Source organism: Cellulomonas biazotea (assembly GCF_004306155.1).
Classification (GTDB): domain Bacteria; phylum Actinomycetota; class Actinomycetes; order Actinomycetales; family Cellulomonadaceae; genus Cellulomonas; species Cellulomonas biazotea.
The window spans coordinates 1-10,201 of sequence record NZ_BIMR01000002.1; the positions used below are offsets into that span (position 1 = coordinate 1).

General features: G+C 75.6%; 10 protein-coding genes. 5 read left to right on the plus strand and 5 right to left on the minus strand.

Annotated elements, in window-relative coordinates:
- The 4 genes from CBZ_RS20645 to CBZ_RS00040 all read left to right on the plus strand — a co-directional run.
- The coding region (locus tag CBZ_RS20645; protein ID WP_165446587.1) for a hypothetical protein at nt 1-361 on the plus strand (361 nt) is incomplete at its 5' end.
- Nucleotides 362-456: 95 nt separating this feature from the next.
- Nucleotides 457-3,057 carry an ATP-dependent chaperone ClpB gene (clpB, locus tag CBZ_RS00030; RefSeq protein WP_130779582.1) on the plus strand — a complete coding sequence of 867 codons (2,601 nt, stop codon included), beginning with the start codon at nt 457-459 and terminating at the stop codon, nt 3,055-3,057.
- A 132-nt stretch (nt 3,058-3,189) separates the two neighbouring features.
- Entirely contained in the window at nt 3,190-4,239 is a 1,050-nt protein-coding gene (locus CBZ_RS00035) for a Gfo/Idh/MocA family protein (RefSeq protein WP_130779583.1), read from the plus strand.
- Nucleotides 4,240-4,298: 59 nt separating this feature from the next.
- Nucleotides 4,299-4,994: a DedA family protein gene (locus CBZ_RS00040; protein ID WP_130779584.1), complete on the plus strand. Its 696-nt coding sequence runs from the start codon at nt 4,299-4,301 to the stop codon at nt 4,992-4,994.
- 27 nt (nt 4,995-5,021) lie between these two features.
- Here CBZ_RS00040 and CBZ_RS21935 read toward each other — a convergent pair whose 3' ends face one another.
- From CBZ_RS21935 to CBZ_RS00055, 3 genes are all read right to left on the minus strand, one after another.
- On the minus strand, nt 5,022-5,783 hold the full coding sequence (locus tag CBZ_RS21935) for a DUF4190 domain-containing protein (RefSeq protein WP_281274831.1): 762 nt from the start codon (nt 5,781-5,783) through the stop codon (nt 5,022-5,024).
- On the minus strand, nt 5,696-6,955 hold the full coding sequence (locus CBZ_RS21610; RefSeq protein ID WP_176587341.1) for a DUF4190 domain-containing protein: 1,260 nt from the start codon (nt 6,953-6,955) through the stop codon (nt 5,696-5,698). The genes CBZ_RS21935 and CBZ_RS21610 overlap by 88 nt, the downstream gene beginning before the upstream one ends.
- A 69-nt stretch (nt 6,956-7,024) precedes the next feature.
- Nucleotides 7,025-7,816: an exodeoxyribonuclease III gene (locus CBZ_RS00055; protein WP_130779585.1), complete on the minus strand. Its 792-nt coding sequence runs from the start codon at nt 7,814-7,816 to the stop codon at nt 7,025-7,027.
- 266 nt (nt 7,817-8,082) lie between these two features.
- Between CBZ_RS00055 and CBZ_RS00060 the strand changes: the two genes are divergently transcribed.
- Nucleotides 8,083-8,838: an SDR family NAD(P)-dependent oxidoreductase gene (locus tag CBZ_RS00060; RefSeq protein WP_130779586.1), complete on the plus strand. Its 756-nt coding sequence runs from the start codon at nt 8,083-8,085 to the stop codon at nt 8,836-8,838.
- A 100-nt stretch (nt 8,839-8,938) separates the two neighbouring features.
- Here the strand turns inward: CBZ_RS00060 and CBZ_RS00065 are convergent, their stop codons facing one another.
- On the minus strand, nt 8,939-9,127 hold the full coding sequence (locus CBZ_RS00065; RefSeq protein ID WP_130779587.1) for a hypothetical protein: 189 nt from the start codon (nt 9,125-9,127) through the stop codon (nt 8,939-8,941).
- 124 nt (nt 9,128-9,251) lie between these two features.
- On the minus strand, nt 9,252-10,061 hold the full coding sequence (locus CBZ_RS00070; protein WP_130779588.1) for an MBL fold metallo-hydrolase: 810 nt from the start codon (nt 10,059-10,061) through the stop codon (nt 9,252-9,254).
- Nucleotides 10,062-10,201 lie beyond the last annotated feature (140 nt).

A 10,201-nucleotide genomic window follows, 5' to 3' on the forward strand; every position in this document is an offset into this window, starting at 1 on the left:
GACCGGATCGGCCGACCTGCGTCTCACGCTCGCGGCCGATCCGGTCGACGGGTACGAGGTCACGGTCGGACGCGGCTCCGTGCCGGACGGGCTCCTCGTGCTCCGTGCGCAGGTCGTGGCGAGGGACGCCGCGGGGGACGTCCTGGGCGGATCGCCCGGCACGTCGGTCGTGGTGCCGGCAGCCGAGCGTACGGGCACCGCCGTCGTCATGCCCTCGTTCGCCGTGGGTGGTCGCGAGGTCGACCTGTCGGCCCGGGTCGCGCGGACGGACATCGTCGTCCAGGGGTTCGTGGTCATGGGTGACGGTGAGCAGCGGGTGGTCGCGGGGGCGGTCGACGTGCGGGAGCAGTCGTCGCCCTGACCGCCGCCGGGGTGGCGGTGGAAGTTGAGTGGAATAGACTCAACTTTGGCCGGCGTTGAGACGACCAGCACCCACCCGTCCGAAGTGGAGGTCCCGTGGACGCGAAGTTCACCACCCGCTCGCAGGAGGCCCTCGGCGACGCCATCCAGCAGGCGTCGGCCGCCGGGAACCCGCAGCTCGAGCCCGCGCACGTCCTGTCCGCCCTGCTGCAGCAGGAGGGCGGCGTCGCGAACGGGCTCCTCGACGCCGTCGGCGCCGACCGCGCCGCGCTCGGCCGCTCGGTCCGCTCGACGCTCGTCGGGCTGCCGTCGTCCGCCGGGCAGACCGTCGCGCAGCCGTCCGCGTCGCGCGCGACCGCCGCGGCGCTGGAGGCCGCGTCCGCCGAGGCGCGCACGCTCGGCGACGACTACGTCTCGACCGAGCACCTGCTTGTCGGGCTCGCGGCCGGGCAGTCCGGCGTCGCCGACGCCCTGCGTGCCGCGGGTGCGTCCCGCGACGCGCTGCTCGCGGCGCTGCCGAACGTCCGCGGCAACGCCCGCGTCACCACGCCGAACCCCGAGGGCACGTTCAAGGCGCTCGAGCAGTACGGCATCGACCTCACGCAGCGGGCGCGGGACGGCAAGCTCGACCCGGTCATCGGGCGCGACGCGGAGATCCGGCGCGTCATCCAGGTGCTGTCCCGCCGCACCAAGAACAACCCCGTGCTCATCGGCGAGCCCGGCGTCGGCAAGACCGCCGTCGTCGAGGGGCTCGCGCAGCGCATCGTCGCCGGTGACGTGCCGGAGTCCCTGCGTGGCAAGCGCCTCGTCAGCCTGGACCTCGCGGCGATGGTCGCGGGCGCCAAGTACCGCGGCGAGTTCGAGGAGCGGCTCAAGGCCGTCCTCGCCGAGATCACCGGGGCCGAGGGGCAGGTCGTCACGTTCATCGACGAGCTGCACACCGTCGTCGGCGCGGGCGCCGGGTCCGAGGGCGCGATGGACGCGGGCAACATGCTCAAGCCCATGCTGGCGCGCGGCGAGCTGCGGCTGGTCGGCGCGACGACGCTCGACGAGTACCGCGAGCGCATCGAGAAGGACCCCGCCCTGGAGCGCCGGTTCCAGCAGGTCTTCGTCGGCGAGCCGTCCGTCGAGGACACCGTCGCGATCCTGCGCGGCCTCAAGGAGCGCTACGAGGCGCACCACAAGGTCACGATCTCCGACGCCGCGCTCGTCGCCGCCGCGACCCTGTCCGACCGGTACATCACGGGCCGCCAGCTGCCCGACAAGGCGATCGACCTCGTCGACGAGGCCGCGTCCCGGCTGCGCATGGAGCTCGACTCCTCGCCCGTCGAGATCGACGAGCTGCGCCGCGCCGTGACCCGCCTCGAGATGGAGGAGGTCGTCCTGTCCGAGTCGGACGACCCCGCGTCGCTCGACCGGCTGGAGCGGCTGCGCCAGGACCTCGCCGACCGGCGCGAGGACCTCGCCGCGCTCACCGCCCGCTGGGAGAAGGAGAAGGCCGGCCACAACCTCGTCGGCGACCTCAAGGCGCGGCTCGACACGCTGCGCACCGACGCCGACCGGCTGCTGCGCGAGGGCGACCTGGAGGCCGCCGCGCGCATCCAGTACGGCGAGATCCCCGCCCTGGAGCGGGAGATCGCCGCCGCGGAGGCGTCCGAGGAGGCGACCGACGCCGAGGTCGCCCCGCAGGGCACCCCGATGATCGCCGACAAGGTCGGGCCCGACGAGGTCGCCGAGGTCGTCGCCGCCTGGACGGGCATCCCCGCCGGGCGTCTGCTGGAGGGCGAGACCGCGAAGCTGCTGCGCATGGAGGACGTCCTCGGCGAGCGGCTCATCGGCCAGCGCACCGCCGTCGCGGCCGTGTCCGACGCGGTCCGCCGCGCCCGCGCGGGCATCTCCGACCCCGACCGCCCCACCGGCTCGTTCCTGTTCCTCGGCCCGACCGGCGTCGGCAAGACCGAGCTCGCGAAGGCGCTCGCGGACTTCCTGTTCGACGACGAGCGCGCCATGGTCCGCATCGACATGTCCGAGTACGCCGAGAAGCACTCGGTCGCGCGGCTCGTCGGTGCGCCCCCCGGGTACGTCGGGTACGAGGAGGGCGGCCAGCTCACCGAGGCCGTCCGTCGCCGCCCGTACTCGGTCGTGCTGCTCGACGAGGTCGAGAAGGCGCACCCCGAGGTGTTCGACGTCCTGCTGCAGGTGCTCGACGACGGCCGCCTCACCGACGGCCAGGGCCGCACGGTCGACTTCCGCAACGTCATCCTCGTGCTCACGTCGAACCTCGGGTCGCAGTTCCTCGTCGACCCGCTGCTGTCCGACGAGGCCAAGCGCGAGGCCGTCATGAGCGCCGTGCGGACCGCGTTCAAGCCGGAGTTCCTCAACCGTCTCGACGACGTCGTCCTGTTCGACCCGCTGAGCCTCGACGAGATCGGGCACATCGTCGAGCTGCAGGTCGAGTCCCTCGCGCGGCGCCTCGCCGACCGTCGGCTCACGCTCGACGTCACGCCCGCCGCCCGCGAGTGGCTGGCCCTGGAGGGGTACGACCCCGCCTACGGCGCCCGCCCCCTGCGGCGGCTCGTGCAGCGGGAGATCGGCGACCGGCTCGCCCGCGCGCTGCTCTCCGGCGGCATCCACGACGGCCAGACCGTCCGCGTCGACCGGGACGGCCCGACGCTCACGGTCGCCGCGACCGCCTGACGTCCGCCACCCCGCCCGACGCGCCCCGCGCGTCACCGAGGGCGACGTGCGCCACCTGACGCGACGCCCGGTGCCCGGCCACGGTGCCGGCCCGGGCGTCGTCGTCGGCGCGCGCATGGCACGCTGGCCCGCATGCCCTCCGACCTGGTCCTCCCCGAGCCGCGCACCGCCGACCCCGCCGACGCCCCGCCGCTGCGGTGGGGGATCCTCGCCCCCGGCTACATCGCCGGCCGGTGGGCCGACGCGGTCGGCGCGCACACCCGTCAGCGGCTCGTCGCCGCCGGGTCGCGGTCCGTCGAGCGGGCCCAGGCGTTCGCGTCCGAGCACGGCGTCGAGCGGGCGCACGGGTCGTACGAGGCGCTCGTCGCCGACCCCGAGGTCGACGCCGTCTACGTCGCCAGCCCGCACAGCCACCACCACGACCAGGCGCTGCTCGCGCTGCGTGCCGGCAAGCACGTGCTCGTCGAGAAGGCGTTCACGCGCAACGCGACCGAGGCGCGCGCGCTCGTCGCCGCCGCCCGCGACGCCGGGGTGCTGCTCATGGAGGCGATGTGGACGCGGTACCTGCCGCACACCGACGTCATCCGCCAGCTCCTCGACGACGGCGCGCTCGGCGACGTCGGCCGCGTCACCGGTGAGTACGGGGTGCGGGCCACGCCCGACCCGACGCACCGGCTCGTCGACCCCGCCCTCGCGGGCGGCGTCCTGCTGGACCTCGGCGTCTACCCCGTGGCGTTCGCGTCGTTCGTCGCCCGCCACGCCGGCCTGGGCGTCACGCCCGACGCGGTGCAGGCCACCGGGTCGCGCACCGACAGCGGCGTGGACGCGCAGGTCAGCCTGCAGGTCGGCTACGGCACCGCGCAGGCGCAGCTCTTCACGTCGATGCTCACGCACACCGGCACGTCCACGCGTGTCGTCGGCGCCCGCGGACGGATCGACGTCGAGGACCCCGCGTACGTGCCCGCGCGCGTCACGGTGACCGTCGACGGTCGCACCGCGACATGGGACGGGAACCGGGTCGAGGGGTACGGCGGCCTGGCGTTCCAGGCCGCCGCGTTCGCGACGTACGTGGCCGAGGGGCGCACGGACTCGCCGCTGCTCCCGCTCGCCGAGTCGGTCCGCATCCTCGAGACCGCCGACGAGGCCCGCAGGCAGCTGGGGGTCGTCTACCCGGGCGAGTGACGGCCCGACCCGGGGCTGCCGCCGGGCGGTCCGCGCCGTCGGATGACAGCATCGGGACGATGAGAACGCCGCTCCACCTGGCCGCCGCCGGGTTCGCCCCGCACACCGGCCTCGCAGGAGCCGCAGCCGAGCACGAGCTCACCGGCCTCGTCGGGTGGGTCGTGACCGTCATCGCGGCCCTCGGACCCCTCGGCGTCGGGCTGCTCGTCGCGCTGGAGAACATCTTCCCGCCGCTGCCGTCCGAGGTCGTGCTGCCCGTCGCCGGGTACGTCGCGAGCCAGGGCGGCATGTCGCTGGTGTGGGCGATCGTCGCGTCGACGCTCGGCTCGCTGGTCGGCGCGTGGGCGCTGTACGGCGTCGGGGCGGGCGTCGGTCGGGTCCGGCTGCGGCGCTGGCTGCAGAAGGTGCCGCTCGTCGAGGTCGAGGACCTCGACCGGGCCGAGCAGTGGTTCGTGCGCCGTGGCGGTGCCGCCGTGCTCGTCGGCCGGTGCGTGCCCGTCGTCCGCAGCCTCGTGTCGATCCCCGCGGGCGTCGAGCGGATGCCGCTGCTGCGGTTCAGCGTCTACACGCTCATCGGCTCCGGCGTGTGGAACGCGGGGCTGATCCTCGCCGGGTACGCGCTCGGGGACCGGTGGGAGGACATCGGGCGGTACAGCGACTGGCTGAACTGGCTCGTGTACGTGATCCTCGCGTGGCTCGTCGGGCGGTTCGTGTGGACCCGCACCCGGCGCCGCCGGACCGCGTCACGCACCTGACCTCGTGACCGGTGCCGGCCGACCCGCTCAGGGCACCTCGGCCGAGCCGTCGAGGAACGACCCCGTCACCCCGCCGCCGTCGACGACGGCCAGGCACAGCCCGCGCCGGTCGCCGCGCGCCCAGCCCTGCTCGGTCGGTGCCCACGTCACGGGCCGGACGCCGGCCGCGACCTCCGACGCGTCGAGCACGCACGCCCGCGCCACCCGCGCGTCGGCCGCCGCCTGCCCGGGCCACACCGCGTCGGGGTCGAAGTCGAGCTGCGTGACGACCTGCGCCTCGTGCTCCTGCGCGCACGGCACGACCCGCACGACGCCGACGGACCCGTCCGCGGGGAGCTCCCCGACGCACGAGCCCGTGACGAGCTGCCCGGCGTGCGCGTCCCGCGCGGACGTGACGTCGGCGGGCAGCGGACGCTGCGCCTGTGCGGTGAGGGTGCCCGCGACGACCACGCCGACCAGCGCGAGCGTCCCGACGCCGCCGAGCACGACGCCCGCGACCGCGAGCCCGCGTCCGCGGGTGCCGTGCGTCGCGATGCGCCGCAGGGCGACGAGCCCCAGGGCGAGCGCGACCGGCCCGAGCAGGAGGACGCCCGCGACGAGCGCCCAGACGGCCGTCGGCTCGCGTCGCGGCCGGAGGTCCTCCCACCCGGGTGCGTAGTACGGCTCCGGGTAGGCGTAGCGGTCACCCGGGGGCTGCTCGCTCAGGAGCCGACCGCCTGCCCGCCGACCAGCAGGTCGCCGGCGACGATCGAGCCGGTCAGGTCGAAGCCGTCCGACGTGTACGTGCAGAGCGCGGTCGAGCCGCCCGGCGACGTGAAGTCGTCGGGGTGCGCGTAGTAGACCTCGGCGAACCCGCCCTGGGCGAGCAGCCCCGGCGCGGCGGCGTCGATGGCCGCCCCGCACGCGTCGAGCGCCGCCGTGTAGGCCGGGCTGGACTCCTCGTCGAGGATCGCGTCCTCGAGCTCGACGGTCGCGACGACCTCCGTGTCGTGCAGGTCGGCGCACGGCACGACGGTGACGTCGCTCATGTCGTACTGCATCGGGTACGCGTCGAGGCACTGCCCGACGGCGATGTCGTCACGCAGCACGTAGTAGCCGAGGTCGTCGGAGAAGCTGTCGTCGGGCGACGCGAGGTCGTCGGGCGTGGCCAGGTCCTGCTCGAGGTCCTCGCCGAGCTGCTCGAGGGACGTCGCGAACTCGTCGGAGTTCGAGGCGGCGACGACGAACGCGATCGTGAGGCCCGCGATGACGAGGATCGACAGCGTCCCGACGATGCCGATGACGATGCCGGCGATCGCCCAGGGCCGTCCGCCGTTGCCCGTGCGCTTGATGCGCCGCAGCGCCGCGATGCCGAGCCCGAGGCCGACCGGGGAGACGAGCCCGCCGGTGAGCAGCAGACCACCGGTGCTGGTGGCGAACGACGCCACCGCGAGGCCGTCGGTGGGGGGAGCGGGCACGCCGTAGCCGGGGCCGCCGTAGGGCGCCTGGCCGTAGGGCGGCTGACCCTGCTGGCCGTACGGCGGCTGTCCGGGCGCGCCGTAGGGCGGCTGCCCGGCGGCACCGTAGGGCGGCTGACCGGGCTGACCCGGCTGGCCGGCCTGGCCGGGTGCGCCGTACGGCCCCGGACCGGCCTGCGACGGCGCGCCGTACGGCGTCTGGCCCGCCGCGCCGTAGGGCGTCGGACCGGCCTGACCGGGCGCACCGTAGGGCGTCTGCCCGGCGGGCGCGCCGTACGCGGGAGCACCGGGCGCACCGGGCGCACCGTACGGCGGGACGGGAGCGCTCGACGCCGCGGGACCGGGAGCCTCCGGTGCGGCGGGCGCGGCCGGTGCCGCGGGCGGGACGGCCTCGTACCCGCTGGGCGGCGGCGGGAGGGGCCGGGTCGCGTCGACGGGCGTCGCGTCGTCGTCCGGGGCGGCGAAGGGGTCGCGCTCGGGCGTCTTGCCCGACTCGTTGCTCATGCGACGCAACCTAGCGGACGCCGCCGACGTGGGGAGTGCCCGCCCGAGCCGTCGCCCCCGCGGCCCGGGTCAGCCGTCGATCTCGAGCACGACGGGCACGTGGTCCGACGGCGCCTTGCCCTTGCGCTCGTTCCGCTCGATCGTCACGCCGGACACCCGCGCGGCGAGGGCGGGCGACGCGTAGGTGAGGTCGATGCGCATGCCCTCGTTCCGGGGGAACCGCAGCTGCTGGTAGTCCCAGTAGGTGTAGGTGTGCTCGGCGGGCAGGTGCTCGCGGGAGACCTCGGTGTAGCCGACCTCGGCGAGCGCGGTGAACGCGTCGCGCTCGGCGGGCGTGACGTGGGTGCGGCCCGCGAAGAAGGCCGGGTCCCACACGTCGGTGTCGAGCGGCGCGATGTTCCAGTCGCCGACGAGCGCGACCTGCGCCTGCGGGTCGGCGGTGAGCCAGCCGTCCGCGGCGTCGCGCAGCCGGCCCAGCCAGTCGAGCTTGTAGGCGTAGTGCGGGTCGTCGACCTCCCGACCGTTCGGCACGTACAGGCTCCAGACGCGCACGTCGCCGCACGTGACGCCGAGCGCCCGGGCCTCGGCGGCGGCGGGGTCGCCCCACGTCGGCATGCCGGGGAAGCCGACCTCGACGTCCTTCGCGCCGACCCGGGACAGGATCGCGACGCCGTTCCACTGGCTGAAGCCGCTGGTCACGACCTCGTACCCGAGGGCCTCGAACGGCTCGCGGGGGAACTGCTCGTCCTTGCACTTGGTCTCCTGCAGCGCGAGGATGTCGACGCCGGTCCGCTCCAGGAAGGCGACCGCGCGGTCGGTGCGGGCACGGATCGAGTTGATGTTCCAGGTGGCCAGGCGCATGGCGCCCGACGCTACCCGCCGCCGCCGACAGCGGCCCGCGCCGCCCGCCGTGGGCGCTCGGACGTGACGACGGCGCACCGCCCGCGGGTCCGTCCGCGCGGCCGTCGGTGCGTCCGTCCGGGTGGCGGCCGGACGGACGAATCGGGCACGACTGCTGTCCGTGGGACGAACCGGTCGGTAACGTTCCGCCAGCGGCGCCGCGACCCGGGTCCCGGGCTCCCGCCGAAGCCGACACCGGTGCGGTGCGGGACGGAGGAGGGACGGACGTGGACGAAGCGCTCAAGGGGCGTCGCGCGCTGGTGACCGGCGGTGCGACCGGTATCGGCCGGGCCGTCGCCGTGGCGCTCGCGCGTGCCGGCGCCGACGTCGCGGTCACCCACCTCGCGCACGACGCCGCGCAGGTCCTCGCCGAGATCGAGGAGGAGGGGCGCACGGCGGCCGCGTTCCAGGTCGACGCGCGGCACTCGTGGGACGTCGACAAGGCCGTGAGCGGTGCGGCGGCGGCGCTCGGCGGCGGGATCGACCTGCTCGTCAACAACGTGGGCGGGATCGTCGAGCGGCGGTCGGTCGCGGCGATGGACGACGCGCACTGGCACCACGTCCTCGACCTCAACCTGTCGTCGGTGTTCTACGCGACGCGCGCGGCCCTGTCGGTCATGCCCGACGGCGGCCGGGTCGTGAGCATCGGTGCGCAGGCCGCCCGCAGCGGCGGTGGGACGGGGATGGTCGCGTACACGACCGCGAAGGCGGCGCTGGAGGGGTTCACCCGGTCGCTGGCGCGCGAGCTCGGCCCGCGCCGGATCACGGTCAACGCGGTCGCGCCCGGGTTCGTCGCGCAGACGCCGTTCCACGCGACGCACACCCCGGAGCCCGCGCAGCGGGCGGCGGTCGCCGCGGCGGCGGTGGGTCGCGCGGGCGTGCCGGACGACGTCGCGGAGGCGGTCCTCTACCTGGTGTCCGACGGTGCGGCGTTCGTGACGGGCACGGTGCTCGACGTCAACGGCGGCGCGTACTTCACCTGACGTCGACCGGGCGTCGGCAGCCCGAAGGTCGTCGCGCGACCGTCAGCGCCAGGCCGTCAGCGCACAGCCGTCAGCGCACGGCCGTCAGTGAGCGATCGCGTCAGCGCAGGACGCGGCGCACGGTCCCCGCGGCGGACTCGACGAGCCGCAGCCCCCGGGACGCGACGGTCGGCTCGGGGTGCGCGCGCTCGACGCGCTCGGCGAGGCGGCGGGCGACGACGGCGACGACGGGCGCCAGCACGACGGCCAGCAGGAACGTGCGCAGACGGCGGGAGAAGAAGGCCCACATGGCGGCTCCTGACGGTCGGGGGGTGCGCGGGGCGGGCGTCGGCCGCCGTTCCCGCGGGGGACCGGCCGGGACGGGCGACCCCGTGACGGTAGGCGCGGGCCGCGCCGCCCGCACGCCGAGCGCGTCAGGTCAGGTCGTCGAAGTCCCCGCGCGTCCACGCGGCGTGCCGTGCGGCGGACCGCTGCACGACGGCCAGCGCGTCGGCCGGGATGACGCCGTCGAAGTTGTTGTAGAGCCGGTCGAAGGGCCGCCGCGCGACGTGATCGGCGACCCGCAGCGCGACGGCGCCCGACAGCGGGATCCGGTTCGGGTACGAGCGCATGAACGACGCGGTGCGGTCGGGGTTGGCGAAGATCGTGTCGCCCGACAGGAGCACGCCGCGGCCGTCGGCGCCGGGCCAGTGCACGACGGAGCTGCCGGGGAAGTGGCCGCCGGGCTGGGACAGGACGACGCCCGGGAGCACCTCCCGCTCGCCGGTCCACGTCTCGACGACCGCGTCGGGCCGCTGCACCCACGCCGCGTCGGCCTCGGCCACGAGGACCGGCACCCCGCCGAGCGCGCGGCTCCACTCGACCTGCACGCCGAACATGTGCGGGTGCGACGCGGCGACCGCGACGACGTCCCCGAGCGCGCGGACGGCCGCGACGGCGGCGTCGTCGAGGTACCCGAGCGGGTCCCACAGCAGCAGCCCGGCGGGCGTGCGGACGATCTTCGACTCCTGCGCGATCCCGACGCCGGGCGTCGCGGTCAGGCCGAACAGGTCGGGCTCGAGCTCGCGCACGTGCACGTCGTGCCCCTCGGCCTGCAGGTCGTCGAGCGTCGTCCACACCTGCCCGGTCGCGGGCACCCACTGCCGCTCGTCGGCGCACACCGGGCACACGTCGTGCCGCTGCGCCGTCTCGACCGCGCACGTCCGGCAGATCCACCAGTCCATGCCCACCCTCCCGTCGTCGTCCGGGCGCCGTCGCCCGTCGTGCCGCCGCGGGACCCGGCGACGCGGGGCCGGCGGGTCCTCGGGGACCGTAGCGCGACCCTCGGACACACGTCAGGGGCCGGGGGGGCAGCGGGCCGCCC

Excerpts from the sequence above, each read along its gene's own strand:
- CBZ_RS00040 (WP_130779584.1), top strand. The coding sequence starts at position 4,299 with ATGAGAACGCCGCTCCACCTGGCCGCCGCCGGGTTCGCCCCGCACACC.
- CBZ_RS00055 (WP_130779585.1), bottom strand. The coding sequence starts at position 7,816 with ATGCGCCTGGCCACCTGGAACATCAACTCGATCCGTGCCCGCACCGAC.
- CBZ_RS00035 (WP_130779583.1), top strand. The coding sequence starts at position 3,190 with ATGCCCTCCGACCTGGTCCTCCCCGAGCCGCGCACCGCCGACCCCGCC.
- CBZ_RS00070 (WP_130779588.1), bottom strand. The coding sequence starts at position 10,061 with ATGGACTGGTGGATCTGCCGGACGTGCGCGGTCGAGACGGCGCAGCGG.
- CBZ_RS21610 (WP_176587341.1), bottom strand. The coding sequence starts at position 6,955 with ATGAGCAACGAGTCGGGCAAGACGCCCGAGCGCGACCCCTTCGCCGCC.
- CBZ_RS00065 (WP_130779587.1), bottom strand. The coding sequence starts at position 9,127 with ATGTGGGCCTTCTTCTCCCGCCGTCTGCGCACGTTCCTGCTGGCCGTC.